Source organism: Bradyrhizobium sp. WSM4873 (assembly GCF_055811355.1).
Window position 1 is genome coordinate 100,931 of the sequence record NZ_JBVVPS010000007.1, and the last position, 17,681, is coordinate 118,611.

Below are 17,681 nucleotides of genomic sequence, written 5' to 3' on the forward strand. Positions count from 1 at the left end.
ATGCCTTCGTTTCCCTCTCAACATTGGATTGGAAATGCTGGGATATTCTGTCTCGGGTTAAGCCCGTAACAGTCTAGGAACACGAACCCTCGATCAGCATTCCTAGCCGGCGTGCCCCCAACGGCCTTGGCGAGCGTGGGGCTCCTGGTGCGTGGACGATCGCTATCCCGCGTTGGCCTTCAACCCCGCGGCCTGGATGCCGGCCAAGGCGCACGCCTCGTCATTGTCGGAGGTGTCGCCGGAGACGCCGACGGCGCCGAGCAGCGTCATGCCGTCCATGATCAGCACGCCGCCGGGGACCGGCACCAGCGCGCCCTTGGCCATGGTGTTCACGGCGTCGATGAAATAGGCCTGCTCCTGCGCGCGCTGGAAGAGGGCGCGTGAGCCCATGCCCAATGCGAGCGCGCCGTAGGCCTTGCCGTGCGCGATCTCGGCGCGCATCAGGCTGGTGCCGTCCTGCGCCGCGGCGATCTTGAGCACCCCGCGGGCGTCCAGGATGGTGACGACCAGCGGCTTCAGCTTCAGCTCCGCGGATTTCGCGAAGGCGGCGTCGAGGATCTTGCGAGCGGTGTCGAGGGTGAGGTCAGCCATGGCTGGTTTCCTTTGCAATGGGAGGGGTTGTGGATTGGGTCTTCGCACGATCGAGGCTCAGCGCCAGCACGCGCGCTACGTGAAGGGCTTCGCGCTGGGCGCCGTCGTGGATCTGGTGCCGGCAGGAGGTGCCGTCGGCGACGACGACTGTCTTCTGGTCCGCGCGCCGCACCGCGGGTAGCAGCGAGAGCTCGGCCATTTCGATCGAGGCATCGTAGGTGTCCGCGCCATAACCGAAGGCGCCGGCCATGCCGCAGCAGCTCGACTCGATGGTCTCGACCTCAAGGCGAGGGACGAGGCGCAGCACCTGCTCGACCGGCTTGTACGCGCCGAAGGATTTTTGATGGCAATGGCCGTGCACCAGGGCTTTGTCAGCGATCGCGCCGAGCGGCAGTTGCAGCCGGCCGGCCTCGGCCTCGCGCACCAGGAATTCCTCGAAGGTCAGCGCGTGGGCACTGATGGCCTTGGCGTCATCGTCCTTGCGCAGCGAGGCGAGCTCGTCGCGCAGGGTCAAAAGGCAGCTCGGCTCGAGCCCGACGATCGGGACGCCGCGCGCGGCAAAGGGCACGAATGCGGCGACCAGACGATCGAGCTCGGATCTAGCTTCGTCGACGAGGCCCGCTGACAGAAAGGTGCGGCCGCAGCACAGCGGACGGCTGCCGCTTGCGGGTTTCGGCATGTGCACGCGATAGCCGCCGGCCGAAAGCACGCGCAGCGCGGCCTCGAGATTTTCGCGTTCATAGATGCGGTTGAAAGTGTCGGCGAACAGCACGACCTCCCGGCCGGTCTCCGGCCCGATCGCTTCGGCGGGCGGCACGAACACGTCGCTGCGGAACGCGGGGAGCGCCCGCCGCGCGCTGATGCCGGCAAAGCGCTCTAACAGCTTTCGCAGCAGCGGGCTGCGGTTGCGCCAATTCGCCAGGGGCGCAAAGCGCGACGCGAGGCCGGCATAGCGCGGGAGGTAGCCGATCAGCCGGTCGCGCAAGGTCAGGCCATGCGAAGCCGCGCGCGCGGCGAGCACCTCGATCTTCATCTTGGCCATGTCGACGCCGGTTGGGCATTCGTGGCGGCAGGCCTTGCAGGACACGCAGAGCTTTAGCGTCTCCATCATCTCGTCGGAGGAAAGTGCGCCCGCGCCGAGCTGACCGGAGATCGCGAGCCGCAGCGTGTTGGCGCGACCCCGCGTCACGTCCTTCTCGTTGCGCGTCGCGCGGTAGGACGGACACATCACGCCGCCCTCGAGCTTGCGGCAGGCGCCGTTGTTGTTGCACATCTCGACCGCGCCCTGAAAGCCGCCGCCGGCCCCGGGATAAGCGGACCAGTCGAGTTTTGTCTTGAGCTCAGCGACGCGATACTCAGGCTTGAAGCGGAATAGCGAACGATCGTCCATTTTCGGTGCGTCGACGATCTTGCCGGGGTTGAGCACGCCCTCGGGATCGAAACGCTGCTTCACCTCGCGGAAGTCGGCGACGAGGCGCTCGCCAAACATCGTTGCGTGGAATTCGGAGCGCACCAGGCCGTCGCCGTGCTCGCCGGAATGCGAGCCCTTGTATTCGCGCACCAGTGCGAAGGCTTCCTCGGCGATGGCCCGCATCGCCTTGACGTCCTTGTCCAGCTTCAAATTCAGCACCGGCCGCACATGCAGGCAGCCTTCGGAGGCGTGAGCATACATCGTGCCGCTGGTGCCGTGCTTGGCGAACACCTCGCTCAGCCGCGCGGTGTAGTCGGCGAGATGCGGCAGCGGCACGGCGCAGTCCTCGACGAAGGAGACCGGCTTGCCCTCCTGCTTCATCGACATCATGACGTTGAGGCCGGCGGCGCGGAAATCGGCGATCCCGCTCTGGAGCGCGGGCTCGGTGATGTCCACCACGCCGCCCCATTTGCGCTTGTCGTTGTTCCAGCCGAAGCCGAGATCGCCCATCAGCTCGCCGAGCTGCTTAAGGCGCACGAGGTTGTCCGCCTGATCCTCCTCGGCGAACTCGACCACGAGCACCGCATCCGGATCACCCTTGATCGCGGCGGAGATGATCGGCCGGAACATCCCGATGTCGCGGCCGAGTGCGAGCATGGTGCGGTCAACCAGCTCGACCGCGATCGGCTTCAGCTTGACCAGATGCTGGGCCGCATTCATCGCCTCGTAAAAACTGCCGAAATGGCAGATGCCGAGCGCCTTGTTGCGGATCACGGGCCACAGCTTCAGCTCGACCTTGGTGGTGAAGGCGAGGGTGCCCTCAGAGCCGACGAGAAGGTGCGCCATGTTGTTGCGCGCATTGCGCGGCACCAGCGCATCGAGATTGTAGCCACCGACACGGCGTTGCACGCTTGGGAAGCGCGCGGCGATCTCCCCGGCCTCGCGGGCGCCGAGATCGAGCATGTCGCGGAACAGGTCGCGCGCGCTGTCGTTCGCGTCGAGATCGGAGAGATCGCGCGACACCTCGCCGAAGCGGCTCAGCGTGCCGTCGGCGAGCGCGGCCTCCATCGACAGCGTGTTGTCGCGCATGGTGCCGTAGCGCAAGCTGCGGCCGCCGCAGGAATTGTTGCCCGCCATGCCGCCGATGGTGGCGCGCGACGCCGTGGAGACATCGACCGGAAACCAGAGGCCGTGTTTCTTCAGTTGGCGGTTGAGGTCATCGAGCACGATGCCGGGCTCGACCACGCAGGTGCGCCCTTCGACGTCGAGCGACAGGATCCGGTTCAGGCGCTTCGAAAGATCGACCACGAGGCCGTCATTGACGGTCTGGCCGCATTGCGAGGTGCCACCGCCGCGCGGGGTGACCTTCCGTCCGTCGTCCCGGGCGATCGCCAGCGCCCGCAAGGCCTCGTCCATGGTCCTGGGCACGACCACGCCCGCGGGCACGATCTGATAGAACGAGGCGTCGGTGGCGTAACGGCCGCGGCTGAAGCGATCGAACAGGACGTCGCCGGTCATTTCCGCGCGCAGGCGCCGTTCGAGCGAGGAAGCGTTTGTCATCCCTGATCCCGGACTGATCCAGCGAGGCGGGTGGCCGGACTGGAGTATTCATTCTTATTTCTGACCGCTTATATTATGAATTCAAAATGAGCAAGCCGGCTGCCCTCAGGGCGAGGCCGGAGCGTCCTCTTGGGTCTCGGTCAGGTGCTCGATCGCGGCCGTCCGCTTGTTGCGCAGGTGCTGGAACAGGATGTCGCTGAGCTCGCTTTCGGCACGGCGGCGCAGCGCATCGAGGATGGCCTCGTGCTCGCGCATCGCTTCCGCCCAGCGCTGCCGCTTGCGGGCGAAATTGGCGGAGTAGCGGACGCGCCGGATCCGCCCCGCAAAGTTGGCGTATGCGGTCTTCAGCGTCTCGTTCCGCGCGGCCGCGACGATGCTCTCGTGGATGCGCTGGTTGATCTGGAAATAGCCGTGCATGTCGCGATGCAGATAGTGGCCGTACATCTCGTAATGCAACTGCTCGATCGCGGTGATTTCCGCATCCGTAATGGCTTCGCAGGCAAGCCGCCCGGCCAGGCTTTCCAGCCCCGCCATCACGTCGAACAGCTCCTCGAGGTCGCGCTGGCTGAGCTGGCGGACCCGCGCGCCGCGGTTGGGCAGGAGCTCGATCAGCCCCTCGGCGGCGAGCACTTTCAGTGCCTCGCGCAGCGGTGTGCGGGAAATGCCGAACATCTCGCAGAGCTGCCGCTCGGGAACGCGCGCGCCGTCGGGAATGTTGCCTTCCACCACGTAGTCGCGCAGCCGTAGCAGAACCTCGCCATGAAGCGAGGCCTCCTGGCGGTCGCCGCCATTTGCGGCGGGCGGGGCAATCGGAGCCCCGGTGTCGGGAATCGTGGATTTCATTTGCAGCACAGTAGTTTGCCCGTTTTGTCGCGTCGATCTCCACAATCGAATACCAAAAATGGATTGAAAGCACAAAAAATGAATGCAAAATAGACCGCACAGCTGGCCAGAATCCGCCGACCGGGAGGTTTTCATGCATCAGGGACGCCATTTCCTTCAGATTCCGGGCCCGAGCCCGGTCCCCGAGCGCGTCCTGCGCGCCATGGACATGCCGGTTATCGACCACCGGAGCGTGGAATTCGGCGAGCTCGGTCGGGCCGTGCTTGAGGGCAGCCAGAAAATCTTCCAGACCGCGGGACCGGTGGTGATCTTCCCCTCGTCGGGGACTGGCGCCTGGGAGGCCGCGATCGTCAACACGCTGTCGCCGGGCGACAAGGTGCTGATGGTCGAGACCGGCCATTTCGCCACCCTGTGGCGTCAGATGGCGGGGCGGTTCGGCATCGAGGTCGATTTCGTTCCCGGCGACTGGCGCCGCGGCGCCGATCCGGCCGTGATCGAGGCAAGACTGACCGACGACATCGCCCGCGCGATCAAGGCCGTGATGGTCGTGCACAACGAGACCTCCACCGGGGCAACCAGCCGCATCGCCGAGATCCGCGCTGCGATCGATCGCACGGGCCATCCGGCGCTGCTGATGGTCGACACCATCTCCTCGCTCGGCTCGGTCGACTACCGCCACGACGAATGGAAGGTCGATGTCAGCGTCAGCTGCTCGCAGAAGGGTTTCATGCTGCCGCCCGGCCTCGGCTTCAACGCGATCTCGGAGAAGGCGCGCACTGCTGCGAAGACCAACAAGATGCCGCGCTCCTATTTCGATTGGGAGGAGATGCTCAAGCCCAACGCAAACGGCTTCTTCCCCTACACGCCGGCGACCAATCTGCTTTACGGCCTGCACGAGGCGATCGCGATGCTGCTCCAAGAGGGGCTCGACAACGTCTTCGCGCGGCATCAGCGGCTGGCGGCTGCGACCCGTGCCGCCGTCAATCATTGGGGCCTCGAGATCCTTTGCCAGGAGCCGTCGGAATTTTCGCCAGTGCTCACGGCGGTGCTGATGCCGCCGGGACATGACGCCGATCAGTTCCGCAAGATCGTGCTCGACAATTACAATATGTCGCTCGGCTCTGGCCTGTCGAAGGTCGCCGGAAAAGTCTTCCGCATCGGCCATCTCGGCGAATGCAACGCGCTGACGTTGCTCGGCGCGCTCACCGGCGTGGAGATGGGCCTTTCGGTCGCGGGCGTGCCGCACCGTTCTGGCGGCGTCGATGCCGCGATGAAGCTGCTGGAGCAGCACCCGCAGGGCAATACGTCGCCGCATCTGAAAGTGGTCGGCACTTAAACCGCGCGGGGACACGCGGTCGACGACCACAAAGATAGTCAGGGAGGGGTGGAGATGAAAATTCGGTTCAAGGCCACGCATGTCGTGCTGGCGATGCTCTGCGCGATGTATTTCATCACCTATGTCGACCGGGTGAACATCGGCACCGCGGCGAGCGAGATCCAGAAGGAGCTGGGTCTGTCGAACACTCAGCTTGGCCTCGTGTTCTCCGCCTTCGCTTATCCCTATCTGCTGTTCCAGGTGATCGGGGGCTGGGTCGGCGATCGCTTCGGGCCGCGCAAGACGCTGTTCTGGTGCGGCATGATCTGGGCGGTGGCCACCATCTCGACCGGCTTCGTGCATGGCCTTGCCGCGCTGTTCGTCGCGCGTTTCGCGCTCGGCTTCGGTGAGGGCGCGACCTTTCCGACCGCGACGCGTGCGATGCAATATTGGACGCCTGCGAACCGCCGCGGTTTTGCGCAAGGGCTGACCCATTCCTTCGCCCGGCTCGGCAATGCCGTGACGCCGCCGGTGGTGGCGCTGCTGATCCTCTGGCTGACCTGGCGCGGCGCGTTCGTCGTGCTCGGCGTCGTCAGCCTGATCTGGGGCGTCATCTGGGTCTGGTATTTCCGCAACGAGCCGAAGGAGCACGCCTCCATTACCGAGGCCGAGCTCGCCGCACTGCCGCCGCGCCCGACCGGCGAGCGGCCGCAGGTGCCATGGGGCCCGCTATTGGGGCGGATGTGGCCGGTGACGCTGACCTATTTTTGCTATGGTTGGTGCCTGTGGCTCTATCTCAACTGGCTGCCGCTGTTCTTCAAGAACAACTACAATCTCGACATCAAGAATTCGGCGCTGTTCGCTTCCGGCGTGTTCTTTGCCGGCGTGATCGGTGACAGCGTCGGCGGCGTGCTCTCGGACAAGATCCTCGACCGCACCGGCAATGTCCGCCTAGCCCGGCTGAGCGTCACCGTTACGGGATTTGCCGGGGCGCTGCTCTCGCTGTTTCCGATCCTATTCGTCCACGACATCACGATCGTCGCGCTGTGCCTGTCGGCCGGCTTCTTCTGCGCCGAGCTGGTGATCGGCCCGATGTGGTCGATCCCGATGGACATCGCCCCGAAACATTCCGGCACCGCCTCGGGACTCATGAACACCGGCTCGGCCTTTGCCGCCATCGTATCCCCGCTGGTCGCGGGCTTCGTGATCGACGCGGCCGGCAATTGGTACCTGCCGTTCCTGATGTCGATGGGCCTGTTGCTGCTCGGTGGCTTTTCCGCCTTCCTGATGCATCCGGAGCGCCCGTTCACGGAGGCGGAGGACGGGCTGCCGTCCGGCAAGGTGGTGGCCGCGGAGTAGGGCGGCCGCTAAGCGGTTATGCATGGGAGGCGCTTTTAGAAGAGGGGACAAGGCGGTCAAATGGTGCTATTCGGCGGCCATCAAAATCAAGGCAAGACCGGGAAGGACGCCGATGACCGTGCACACTGGAAGGCATTTTCTCCAGATTCCAGGACCGACCAACGTCCCCGACCGCGTGCTGCGGGCGATGGACATGCCGACGCTGGACCATCGCGGTCCGGAGTTCGCCGAACTCGGTTTCGCCGTCCTCGCCGGCATGCAGCGGGTGTTCCGCACCAAGCAGCCCGTGATCATTTTCCCCTCGTCCGGGACCGGCGCTTGGGAAGCTGCGATGGTCAACGTGCTCGCGCCCGGCGACAAGGTCCTGATGTGCGAGACCGGCCAGTTCGCCGTGCTGTGGCGCGGCATCGCCGACAAGTTCAAGCTCGACGTCGACTTCATCCCGAGCGACTGGCGCCATGGCGCCGATCTCGCCGAGATCGAGAAGCGCCTTGCCGGCGACAAGCAGCACACGATCAAGGCGGTCTGCGTCGTCCACAACGAGACCTCGACCGGCTGCGTGACGCCGCCGCTGGAAGTGCGCAAGCTGCTCGACCGGGTCAAGCATCCCGCGCTGCTGATGGTCGACACCATCTCCGGCCTCGGCTCGATGGAGTACGAACACGATGCCTGGGGCATCGACGTCTCGGTCGCCGGTTCGCAGAAGGGCCTGATGCTGCCGCCGGGCCTCGGCTTCAACGCCGTCTCGGAGAAGGCGCTCGCGGTGGCCAAGGCCAACCCCGGCATGCGCTCCTATTGGGACTGGCAGGAGGTCATCTCCTTCAACAAGCTCGGCACCTTCCCCTATACGCCCGCGACCAATTTGCTCTACGGCCTGCGCGAGGCGATCAAGATGCTGGAAGAGGAGGGGCTCGAGAACGTCTGGACCCGCCACAAGCGCCACAGCGCGGCGACGCGTGCGGCAATCAAGGTCTGGGGCCTGGAGACGCAGTGCGCCGATCCTGCCGCGCATTCGCCAGCGCTGACCGGCGTGCGCGTGCCTGACGGCCATGACGCCGATGCCTTCCGCAAGGTGGTGCTCGAGGCCTTCGACATGTCGCTCGGCACCGGCCTGAACAAGGTCAAGGGCAAGGTGTTCCGCATCGGCCATATCGGCCATTTCAACGACCTGATGTTGATGGGCACGCTCGCCGGCGTCGAGATGGGCCTCGATCTTGCAAAGATCCCGCACCGGAGCGGCGGCGTGTTGGCGGCCATGGACGTCCTGAAGGGACGCGACGTGGTGCCGATGACCAAGGCTCAAGTGGCTTAAAGGCTCAGGTGGCCTGAAGGCTCAGCTTGCCTGAACCAACTTCGAGAAAGAGAGCGCGCGATGAACGCACCAACGACCGCCAACGAAGACCTGCTCTACTCCGTCACGGACGGCATCGCGCGGCTCACTTTCAATCGCCCGCAGGCGCGCAACGCACTGACATTCGCCATGTACGAGCGCATGGCGGATATTTGCCAGGAGATCAACACCGACCGCTCGATCAAGGCGCTGATCCTGACCGGCGCCGGCGACAAGGCGTTTGCCTCCGGCACCGACATTTCTCAATTCCGTGCGTTCAAAACCGCGCAGGATGCGCTCGACTATGAGGCCCGCATCGACCGCGTGCTCGGCACGCTGGAGCAGTGCCGCGTGCCCGTGATCGCGGCGATCGCGGGGGCATGCACCGGCGGCGGCGCCGGAATTGCGGCTTGCTGCGACCTCCGCATCGGGACTGAAACGACGCGCATCGGGTTTCCGATCGCGCGCACCCTCGGCAACTGCCTGTCGATGTCGAATATCAGCCGCGTCGTCTCGCTGGTCGGCCCCGCCCGCACCAAGGATATGATCTTCAAGGCGCGCCTCGTCGAGGCGCCGGAGGCGCTGGCGCTCGGCCTCCTCACCGAGGTCGTCCCCGATGTCGAGACGCTGCAGCGCCGCGCCGACGAGACCGCCAGGCTGGTGGCGAGCCACGCTCCGCTGACGCTTGAAGCGACCAAGGAGGCAGTGCGCCGCATCCGCCGCACGCTGTCGCGCGAAGAAGGCGAGGATCTGATCCTCAAGGCCTATATGAGCGAAGATTTCCGCGAGGGAATGGACGCCTTCCTCAACAAGCGTACGCCGAACTGGAAGGGCAAGTAGCGCGGGTCCTCTGCCGATTGCGCCGTGCAACTATTCAAGTGGTACCGCCTGTCGGAACCACAATTGCCCGCTTCTCGCTTTATGCGAAGCCGGCATGCCGTTCTTGTTCGTCGACCAGCTGGACGTCCATGTGCCGCAGACCACGGCGCTGAGTGATGCGGCAACCGGCCGCGTCAGGGTGATCTTGGTCGTCCCCGGCCAATGGCAGGCGGGGAAGTAGGGCGGACCTCGTCAACTCACGACGCCGGCTCACCAAGCGTACTTGAACACGCCCTTGCCGGAATAGCTGGCGACGTTTCCGGAGAACTCGCCGTCGAAGGTGCCGGCGATGGAGAAGCCGCTCAGCCATTTCATCTCGGCGCTGGCGCTGGCGAGCGCGTAGTCGGCGTCGACCCGGGCGCCGTTCACGACGAAGCTGGTGCCCGGCAGGGTCTGGAACAGCGCGGTGACGGCGCGGCCCGGATTGTAGTCGTGCGCCCAGGCGGCGCGACCGCGCAGCGTCAGGACGCCGTTCTGCATCGCGTACGACTTGTCGGTGCGCAGGCCGAGCTCGGAGCGGGTGTCGGTCAGCGATTGCGAGGCATAGTTCAACGCGAATAATCCGCCGCCATTGAGGCTGACTTCGGAGTAATTGGGCAGGTTAAAGTTCGTGACCTGCGCAGCCGCATAGGGGGTGAGGCCGATCATCGGCGTCGGGAAGCGGTAGCCGCCCTCGAAGCGGGCCGAGAAGGTGTCGGCCTTGAAGCGGCCCTGCAACTGGTCGAAGCCGCCGGGCGCCACGGTGCGGCTGGTGGTGACGTCGTGCCAGCCATAGGCGAGCGCGGCGGAGATATAGGCCGGTCCGAAATTGTGCCGGCCGTAGACGCCGGCCTGGAACAGGTCTGCCGAGCCCGAACCCATCGCATTGGCGAGCGAGTAGCTCAGTCCACCGCCGCCGAGCGCGAAGCCGACCAGCGTGTCCACCGAAACCCTGTAGTCGGCGCCGGCCGCGCCGCCCCAGGCCCGTGCGGTCAGGTCTTGCGAGCCGACCGGCGCATTGCCGCCGACTTGTGCCGAGCCGCCATAGCCGGCAGTCCAGAGGCTCCAGCGGCTGGCCGGCTGCAAGACGAGCAGCGGCACCTTGGTCGCCATCGCATAAGCCTCGCGCTCGCGCGCGTTGGCCGGGCGCATGGACGCATAGGCGGCCGCGTCGTCGCTCTCGGCGAATTGCGCGACGCTGCCCGCCTTGGCGAAACCGCCCGAGCGGCCGATGACGGTCGGGTCGAGCATCAGATTGAGGAATTGCCCGTCGGCATTGATCGCGGACTGGATGATGCCGGTGCCGATTTCGCCCGAGGCCGTCGTCAGCCCGGCCGGCGTCAGCGCAGCGAAGGCTGCCGGAATGCTGCCGGTCGAGTTGAAGAAGCTGGTCAGCGTGTTTGCAACGTTCTGCTGGTTGACGGTGAGGCCGCCGCCGCTGGGGGCAAAGTTGACGCCGATGTTGAGGAACACATTGTTGGTGCCGTAGCTCAGCGACGCGTTGATCGTCGGCATGTTGGAGACGACGGCTGCGTTGAACGCGGTGCCGCCGAAGCCGCCGGTCGCCGACAGGATCGTGTACTGCTTCTTGATCGTGCCCGAGGCGAACATCGCGCTCACCGTTGCGTTGCCGAGCGTGGCCGCGCCGTTGACATTGGCGAGGCTGGCATTGGAGGAGACCTGCACGAGATAGGTCGAGGCCGCCGTGAAGCTCAGCGGCCCGTTGATCGTTAGCGGCGCGAACGGATTCGTGCTGCTGCCGGGCGCCAGCGTGCCACCATTGACCGTGACGTTGCCGACGACGCCCTGGCCGGGCAGCGTACCGGCGCCTGAGAGCGTGCCGCCGGCATTGACGGTGGTCGGGCTCAGGATCGAGCCGTCCACGATCAGTTTGCCGCCGTTGATCGTGGTGGCCCCGGTATAGGTGTTGGCGCCGGACAGCGTCTGTTTGCCACCGGTGAGCGTGAGACCGCCGCCGGCGCCGGCATCGTCGATCACGCCCGCGAAATTGCTGTTGCCGTTGGTGATGGTCAGGGTGTTGGCGCCGAGATTGACGTTGCCCGAACCCGCCAGCGACTTGATCGACGTGCCGGCGCTTAAGGCCGCGATGTCGAAGATGCCGTTGGCGATGACGTTGCTCGAGGTCGCGATGCTTCCGTCGCTGCCTGCGGAGTTGATGAGATCGAGCTCGCCGCCGCTCGCGATCGTCGTGGTGCCGGTATAGGTGTTGGTGCCGTAGAGTTGCTGGGTGGCGCCGTTGGCGATCACGACGTTGCCACCGATGCCGCCCGCAATGCCGCCGTCCTGGATCACGCCGCCGAAGGAGTTGCCGACCGTGATCGTCAGCGTCTTCGATCCCAGCGCGACTACGCCATTGGCGCCGAACGAGAGCAGCCGCGTCACCGATGCACCGGACGTGGTCTGGGAGATATCGAGCATTGCGCCGGCGCCCGCGAACGCGACATAGAGCGAGTTCGAGATCGAGCCATTGCCCTTCAACGCGAGCGTCGCGCCTGCGTCGATCTGGGTGACGTCGCTGTAGGTGTTCACGCCCGAGAGCGTCTGAGTGCCGGCGCCGACTTCGAGTCCGCCAGTGCCCTGGATGACGCCCGCAAATTCCGTCGAGCCGTTGCTAATGAACAGCCCGTTGCCGCCCATATTGACGATGCCGCTCGAGCTGCCGGCGAGCGTCGTGATGGCGTTGAACGGGAACGAGGACGCAGAGATGTCGAATGTTCCGTCCACTGTTACGACACTGGAGCCTGAGATGCTGCCGAAGCCGGTCAGCGCCAGCGTTCCGCCCGAGATCGTCGTCGGGCCTGTGTAGGTGTTGGTGCCCGCCAGCGTCAGCGTACCGGTGCCGACCTTGGTCAGGCCGCCGCCGGTGCCGGAGATCACGCCGTCGACCTGGGTCGAGGTGTTGAGGCTGCCGGTGGTCAGCGTCTTGGCGCCCAGCACGTAATTGCCGGCGCCTTCGATCGAGCCGGCGGTCATGCCGGTGCTGGTCAGGCCGGAAATATCGACCGTGCCCCCGGCATTGTTAACGAAACGCGCGCTGCCGCCCGTGCTGGAGCCGTCGAAGTTCACCGTTCCGTCGTTGGTGATGGTCGAAGTGGCGGCGGTCGTGGTGTTGTGGAAGTTCAGCGTCGCCGAAGCGAGGTTGTTGATCGTGGCGCTGCCGGCCGAAGCGCTGGAGAAGAATTCGATCTGACCGCCGGCGTCATTCGTGATGATGACGGCCCCGGCTCCGACACCGCCGCGCGCGGTGCTGCTGTTCTGGAACACCAGATTGTTGCCGGAGGTGACCTCGAAATTCTGCGTCGTGCCTGAATTGTTGACAATGCCTGCCGCGTTGACGGTGAACGGCTTGCCGATCGTGATCGAGTAGGCCTGCGCGATGCTCGTGAACTGGACCGTGCCAATGACGACGGCACCGTTGTTGTTGTCGACGGCCGTGCTTCCGGTGTTGGTGAACGTTGCGGTTCCGTCCGGCACGACCGGGTTGGATGACCAGTTCGCGCCATTCGTCCAATCGCTGCTGCCGCCGGCCCAGATGCCGTCGACGGCTCGCGCGGCGACGACGCCGAGCGCAGTGGTCGCCAGCAGGGTCGCCAAGGAGTGGCGCACGACGGATCGCAGCCCGTATCCGATCCGCCCACCTGCCATCGGTTCGGCCATCTAATCTTCTCAAATCAGCAATGAAATCATCACGAGCATGCAACCCGGGCACGTACCGATGCCATACCCTGCGACATGATCTCATGGTGCCGCAACAGCCTGCAATGAACGGCTATCCATTCGCGCCGGGTTCTGGCCCGTTCCGCTTTGCATTTCTAGCCACCGTGGCCGTTAGGCAACATATCCATGTCGCTCGCCACGCGCTCTTGCGGGAAGCGACCGCAGAAGCCTTGCGCCATATCCGCCGCAGACGGTCGCGCGAGGAAGGCGAGGAGCTGATCTTCAATGCCGATGTGAGCGAAGATTTGCGCCAGGGAATGGACACTTTCCTTAACAAGCGGCACGCCCAGCGAGAAGGGTAAGTAGCGCATCTCCGACTTGGCTTCGTCAGCCGAAAGTCATAGGCGGCGCGATGCCCGCGTGCTTGAACTCGTCCGCATTAGTCCGCACAATGCGCGATAAATTCCTGGCAACGAAGCGATAATAACCAACGGGACGAAACTCTTGCGAATTCTGCTGAAAGCTATTGGAGTTGCAGCGGCGCTATCGTTCAGCGCGCCGGCCTTTGCCGGCTGGGAGCCGAGCAAGCCGGTCGAGATCGTGGTCGCGGCGGGCGCGGGCGGCGCCTCCGACCAGATGGCGCGGATGATGCAGTCCGCTATCCAGAAGAACAATCTGATGAAGCAGCCGATCGTGGTCTCGCTCAAGGGCGGCGCGTCGGGTGCGGAAGCGCTGATGTACATGAAGTCCAGCGAGGGCGACCCCAATAAGGTGCTGATCGCCTATTCGCTGATCTACATGCTGCCGCTGTCGGCGAAGATCCCGTTCAACTGGCGTGAGCTGACCCCGGTTTCGGTGATCGCGCTCGACCAATTCGTGCTGTGGGACAACAGCGCGGGTCCCAAAACGGTGAAGGAGTTCGTCGCCGCCGCGAAGGCGGCAGCCGCGCCGTTCAAGATGGGCGGCACCGGCTCCAAGCGCGAGGATCACGTGCTGACCGTGTTCCTCGAGCAGAAGACCGGCGCGAAATTCTCCTATCTGCCCTACAAGTCCGGCGGCGAGGCCGCGACCCAGCTGGTCGGCAACCACACCGAATCCAACGTCAACAATCCATCCGAGAATCTCGAGGTCTGGCGCGCGGGCCAGGTGCGTCCGCTCTGCGTGTTCGACAAGGAGCGGATCTCCTACACCAGCAAGGTGACGGACACGCAGTCCTGGGCCGACATCCCCACCTGCAAGGAGGAGGGCGTCGACGTGCAGTATCTGATGCTGCGTGCGACGTTCCTGCCCGGCAAGGTCACCGCGGAGCAGCAGGCGTTCTATGTCGAGCTGTTCCACAAGGTGACACAGACCTCCGAGTACAAGGACTACATGGAAAAGCAGGCGTTGAAGCCGATCTTCCTCACCGGCAAGGACATGGTGCAATTCCTCGAGGAGGACGATGCAGTCAACAAGTCGCTGATGACGGAAGCCGGATTCGTCGCGAAGTGATTGCTTCACCTCGCCCCGCTTGCGGGGAGAGGTCGGATTGGATCGAAGATGCAATCCGGGTGAGGGGGACTCTCCGCGAGTCGAACTCTCACCGTCCCCCGCCGTGACTCCCCCTCACCCAAACCCTCTCCCCGCAAGCGGGAGAGGGAATCAGCCGCAGAGGTTGTTGTCAGCTCATGCCCCAAACCGATCTTGAAATCGTCGTTGACGATCCGACCGCGCCCGAAGACGACTCACCTTCCGTCGTCTCCTCCGGCACGATCGAGATATTCGTCTGTCTGCTGTTGCTCGCGCTGGCCGCCACGCTCGGCTACGACAATTGGCGCACCGGCGCCTCCTGGGATTCGACGGGCCCCGAGCCCGGCTATTTCCCGTTCTACCTCTCCGTCATCCTCGGTGGTGCCAGCCTCTACGGCCTGATCGTGGCGCTGGTCGCGCACCGCGCGGCACCCGAGACCTTCGTCACGCGCGCGCAAGCCCGCCGCGTGATGGCGGTGTTCGTGCCGACGCTGCTGTTCTGCCTGGCGACGCAGTTTCTCGGCCTCTATGTCGCGAGCTTCCTGCTGATCGCCAGCTTCATGCGCCTCGTCGGCAAGATCGCGCTGTGGAAGTCGCTGCTCACCGCTGTCGTATTCACGGCGATCATGTTCGTTACCTTCGACATCGCCTTCGACGTCATCATGCCGAAAGGGCCGCTCGAAGCGGCCTTCGGCTACTAGGCGAGCTCGCGATGGAAGCTTTCGGTCTCTTGCTTCACGGCTTCGCCGTCCTGCTGACGTGGAAAACGCTCGCGCTGATGATGGTCGGGCTGGTGCTCGGCATCTTCGTCGGCGTCTTGCCCGGGCTTGGCGGACCCAACGGCGTTGCGATCCTGCTGCCGCTCACCTTCACGATGGATCCGACCTCGGCGATCGTGATGCTGTCCTGCATCTATTGGGGTGCGCTGTTCGGCGGCGCGATCACCTCGATCCTGTTCAACATCCCAGGCGAAGCCTGGTCGGTCGCGACCACTTTCGACGGCTATCCGATGGCGCAGCAGGGCAGGGCGGCGGAGGCGCTTACGGCGGCGTTCACGTCCTCTTTCATCGGCTCGCTGGTCGCGGTGCTGCTGATCACATTCCTCGCCCCGATGATCTCGTCCTTTGCGTTGAAGTTCGGGCCGCCCGAGTTCTTCGCGGTGTATCTTTTGACCTTCTGCTCCTTCGTCGGTCTCGGGCGCGAGGCCAAGCACAAGACCGTCATCTCGATGTCGCTGGGGCTGTTGCTCGCTGGCATCGGCATGGACACGGTGTCAGGCAATCTGCGCATGACCTTCGGCTCGTCCGAGCTGCTCCGCGGAATCAACTTCCTCGTCGCCGTCATCGGCCTGTTCGGCATCAGCGAGATCCTGCTGACGATGGAGGAGCGCCTGGCGCTGCGCGGACACGCGGCGAGCATTTCGCTGCGCGTCGTGCTGAGTGTGTGGAAAGACCTGCCGAGATACTGGGTGACGTTGCTGCGCTCCTCCTTCATCGGCTGCTGGCTCGGCATTACCCCGGGCGGCGCCATTGCGGCCTCTTTCATGGGTTACAACCTGGCAAAACGCTTTGCCAAGGATCCCGAGAGCTTTGGCAAGGGCCGCATCGAGGGCGTGTTCGCGCCCGAGACGGCGGCGCATGCCTCCGGCACCGCGGCGCTGCTGCCGATGCTGGCGCTCGGCATTCCCGGCTCCGGCACCGCCGCGATTCTGCTCGGCGGGTTGATGGTGTGGGGACTCAATCCGGGACCGCTGTTGTTCGTCGAGCACAAGGATTTTGTCTGGGGCCTGATCGCCTCGATGTATCTCGGCAATGTCGTCGGTCTTGTGCTGGTGCTGACGACGGTGCCGATCTTCGCCTCGATCCTGCGCGTGCCGTTCGCGGGGGTGGCGCCGATGATCGTGGTGTCCTGTGCGATCGGCGCCTATGCGATCCAGAACGCGATGTTCGACATCTGGCTGATGCTCGGCTTCGGCGTCGTCGGCTACGTCTTCAAGAAGATCGGCATCCCGCTGGCGCCGTTCACGTTGGCGCTCGTGCTCGGCAATCGCGCCGAGGATGCTTTCCGTTTGTCGATGATCGGCTCCGGCGGCGACCTCAAGGTGTTCTGGTCCAACGGCCTGGTCGGATCGATCACAACCTTGGCGATCGTGCTGCTGTTTTGGCCTGTGATCGACAGCTTGCTCGGCCGTCTCGGTTGGACGGCGGCGGGACAAAACGGTGTCGCGACGAAAAGTTGAATTAGATCAGTGCCTTAGTTGTTATGTGTCGCCACAGCCCAGCCGCTGACGCCTGGCGATTGTTTCCAGATGTTGCCGCCCTGCGACAGCCCGGTTTTACGTTCTGGGGTACGCTACGACTAGATTTTGCTTTTTGTCGCAGGGGGAATTTCATGAAGCTAATTGTGGTGACAGTGGCGCTCTCGTTGCTGGCGACGAACGCGATGGCTGCCGATCTCGCGGCCAAGCCGTATGTAAAAGCGCCGCCGATCGTCGATCCCAGCTATAATTGGACCGGATTCTACGCCGGGTTGAACGGCGGCTATAGCTGGGGTCGGGCGAACGAGACCGCGTTGATCGGCGCGCCCTTTGCAGGTGCGGCCACCGTCAAGCAGAACGTCGATGGCGGGCTCGGCGGGGCCCAAGTTGGCTACAATTGGCAGGTGGACCGGAAGTGGGTCGTCGGCGTCGAGGCCGACATTCAGGGTACTGGAGAACGCGGTCGATCGAACAACGTGCTGGGAACGCTCCGCATTGGCGTGCTCGGCGTCACGGCGTCCTCCGCCACCAGCACCGATTTCCCCTGGTTCGCGACCTTCCGTGCAAGAGGTGGCTTCCTGATCGATCCGAGCCTGCTGCTCTATGCCACGGGCGGTCTGGCGGTCGGTGAGGTCAAGTTCGCCAGCACGCCGACGCTCACCCTTCAGTTGTTCGACGGCAACACGCCGATCGGCGCTCCCATTTCGGCTACTGGTGCGACGTCGTCGGAACGCCAGACCCGAGTGGGCTGGACGCTCGGCGCAGGCCTAGAAAAGAAATTCGCCCCCAACTGGTCGGCAAAGCTGGAGTACCTCTACATCGATCTCGGCGCCAAGACCTACTTCAGCGGAACAGGGAACGACACCGACGTACGCTTCCGCGATCACGTCTTGCGTGCCGGCATCAACTACCAGTTTGGTGGTCCGGTGGTTGCGAAGTACTGAGAACTCGAAGGCGTCAACGAGAAGCA

14 protein-coding genes are annotated in these 17,681 nt (G+C 64.6%); 10 read left to right on the top strand and 4 right to left on the bottom strand.

Features of this window, described 5'->3' with window-relative positions; all coding sequences use genetic code 11:
* Positions 1–162: 162 nt before the first annotated feature.
* From AC0L21_RS12840 to AC0L21_RS12850, 3 genes are all read right to left on the bottom strand, one after another.
* Positions 163–591, bottom strand: a complete 429-nt coding sequence (locus AC0L21_RS12840; RefSeq protein ID WP_473261855.1) for a GlcG/HbpS family heme-binding protein — start codon at positions 589–591, stop codon at positions 163–165.
* A complete protein-coding gene (locus AC0L21_RS12845) occupies positions 584–3,562 on the bottom strand; it encodes an FAD-binding and (Fe-S)-binding domain-containing protein (RefSeq protein WP_473261858.1) in 2,979 nt (992 codons plus the stop codon). Before AC0L21_RS12845 ends, AC0L21_RS12840 begins: the two co-directional genes overlap by 8 nt.
* A gap of 105 nt (positions 3,563–3,667) precedes the next feature.
* Positions 3,668–4,405, bottom strand: a complete 738-nt coding sequence (locus AC0L21_RS12850) for a GntR family transcriptional regulator (RefSeq protein ID WP_473261860.1) — start codon at positions 4,403–4,405, stop codon at positions 3,668–3,670.
* A 133-nt stretch (positions 4,406–4,538) separates the two neighbouring features.
* On the opposite strand from AC0L21_RS12850, the gene AC0L21_RS12855 reads away from it, so the two are divergent.
* The 5 genes from AC0L21_RS12855 to AC0L21_RS12875 all read left to right on the top strand — a co-directional run bounded on the left by AC0L21_RS12855 (position 4,539) and on the right by AC0L21_RS12875 (position 9,469).
* Positions 4,539–5,741, top strand: a complete 1,203-nt coding sequence (locus AC0L21_RS12855; protein WP_473261864.1) for a pyridoxal-phosphate-dependent aminotransferase family protein — start codon at positions 4,539–4,541, stop codon at positions 5,739–5,741.
* A 54-nt stretch (positions 5,742–5,795) separates the two neighbouring features.
* Positions 5,796–7,079 carry an MFS transporter gene (locus AC0L21_RS12860; protein ID WP_473261866.1) on the top strand — a complete coding sequence of 428 codons (1,284 nt, stop codon included), beginning with the start codon at positions 5,796–5,798 and terminating at the stop codon, positions 7,077–7,079.
* 112 nt (positions 7,080–7,191) lie between these two features.
* Entirely contained in the window at positions 7,192–8,391 is a 1,200-nt protein-coding gene (locus tag AC0L21_RS12865) for a pyridoxal-phosphate-dependent aminotransferase family protein (protein WP_473261869.1), read from the top strand.
* 60 nt (positions 8,392–8,451) lie between these two features.
* A complete protein-coding gene (locus AC0L21_RS12870) occupies positions 8,452–9,249 on the top strand; it encodes an enoyl-CoA hydratase/isomerase family protein (protein ID WP_473261871.1) in 798 nt (265 codons plus the stop codon).
* Between the two features lie 16 nt (positions 9,250–9,265).
* Entirely contained in the window at positions 9,266–9,469 is a 204-nt protein-coding gene (locus tag AC0L21_RS12875; RefSeq protein WP_473262138.1) for a GspMb/PilO family protein, read from the top strand.
* 29 nt (positions 9,470–9,498) lie between these two features.
* Here the strand turns inward: AC0L21_RS12875 and AC0L21_RS12880 are convergent, their stop codons facing one another.
* The gene (locus AC0L21_RS12880; protein WP_473261873.1) at positions 9,499–12,945 is read right to left on the bottom strand and encodes an autotransporter domain-containing protein; all 3,447 of its coding nucleotides are present in this window, start codon (positions 12,943–12,945) and stop codon (positions 9,499–9,501) included.
* Positions 12,946–13,028: 83 nt separating this feature from the next.
* On the opposite strand from AC0L21_RS12880, the gene AC0L21_RS12885 reads away from it, so the two are divergent.
* The 5 genes from AC0L21_RS12885 to AC0L21_RS12905 all read left to right on the top strand — a co-directional run bounded on the left by AC0L21_RS12885 (position 13,029) and on the right by AC0L21_RS12905 (position 17,655).
* Positions 13,029–13,307, top strand: a complete 279-nt coding sequence (locus AC0L21_RS12885) for a hypothetical protein (RefSeq protein WP_473261875.1) — start codon at positions 13,029–13,031, stop codon at positions 13,305–13,307.
* Between the two features lie 142 nt (positions 13,308–13,449).
* The gene (locus tag AC0L21_RS12890) at positions 13,450–14,436 is read left to right on the top strand and encodes a Bug family tripartite tricarboxylate transporter substrate binding protein (RefSeq protein WP_473261878.1); all 987 of its coding nucleotides are present in this window, start codon (positions 13,450–13,452) and stop codon (positions 14,434–14,436) included.
* Positions 14,437–14,612: 176 nt separating this feature from the next.
* Positions 14,613–15,155: a tripartite tricarboxylate transporter TctB family protein gene (locus tag AC0L21_RS12895; protein WP_027519067.1), complete on the top strand. Its 543-nt coding sequence runs from the start codon at positions 14,613–14,615 to the stop codon at positions 15,153–15,155.
* Between the two features lie 11 nt (positions 15,156–15,166).
* The gene (locus AC0L21_RS12900; RefSeq protein WP_473261881.1) at positions 15,167–16,693 is read left to right on the top strand and encodes a tripartite tricarboxylate transporter permease; all 1,527 of its coding nucleotides are present in this window, start codon (positions 15,167–15,169) and stop codon (positions 16,691–16,693) included.
* A gap of 152 nt (positions 16,694–16,845) precedes the next feature.
* The gene (locus AC0L21_RS12905; protein ID WP_473261883.1) at positions 16,846–17,655 is read left to right on the top strand and encodes an outer membrane protein; all 810 of its coding nucleotides are present in this window, start codon (positions 16,846–16,848) and stop codon (positions 17,653–17,655) included.
* Positions 17,656–17,681: the final 26 nt, after the last annotated feature.

What these genes read in the sequence shown, in the direction of transcription:
- AC0L21_RS12900 (WP_473261881.1), top strand. Translation starts at nt 15,167, where the DNA reads ATGGAAGCTTTCGGTCTCTTGCTTCACGGCTTCGCCGTCCTGCTGACG.
- AC0L21_RS12880 (WP_473261873.1), bottom strand. Translation starts at nt 12,945, where the DNA reads ATGGCCGAACCGATGGCAGGTGGGCGGATCGGATACGGGCTGCGATCC.
- AC0L21_RS12895 (WP_027519067.1), top strand. Translation starts at nt 14,613, where the DNA reads ATGCCCCAAACCGATCTTGAAATCGTCGTTGACGATCCGACCGCGCCC.
- AC0L21_RS12845 (WP_473261858.1), bottom strand. Translation starts at nt 3,562, where the DNA reads ATGACAAACGCTTCCTCGCTCGAACGGCGCCTGCGCGCGGAAATGACC.
- AC0L21_RS12840 (WP_473261855.1), bottom strand. Translation starts at nt 591, where the DNA reads ATGGCTGACCTCACCCTCGACACCGCTCGCAAGATCCTCGACGCCGCC.
- AC0L21_RS12870 (WP_473261871.1), top strand. Translation starts at nt 8,452, where the DNA reads ATGAACGCACCAACGACCGCCAACGAAGACCTGCTCTACTCCGTCACG.
- AC0L21_RS12860 (WP_473261866.1), top strand. Translation starts at nt 5,796, where the DNA reads ATGAAAATTCGGTTCAAGGCCACGCATGTCGTGCTGGCGATGCTCTGC.
- AC0L21_RS12850 (WP_473261860.1), bottom strand. Translation starts at nt 4,405, where the DNA reads ATGAAATCCACGATTCCCGACACCGGGGCTCCGATTGCCCCGCCCGCC.
- AC0L21_RS12855 (WP_473261864.1), top strand. Translation starts at nt 4,539, where the DNA reads ATGCATCAGGGACGCCATTTCCTTCAGATTCCGGGCCCGAGCCCGGTC.
- AC0L21_RS12905 (WP_473261883.1), top strand. Translation starts at nt 16,846, where the DNA reads ATGAAGCTAATTGTGGTGACAGTGGCGCTCTCGTTGCTGGCGACGAAC.
- AC0L21_RS12885 (WP_473261875.1), top strand. Translation starts at nt 13,029, where the DNA reads ATGGTGCCGCAACAGCCTGCAATGAACGGCTATCCATTCGCGCCGGGT.
- AC0L21_RS12865 (WP_473261869.1), top strand. Translation starts at nt 7,192, where the DNA reads ATGACCGTGCACACTGGAAGGCATTTTCTCCAGATTCCAGGACCGACC.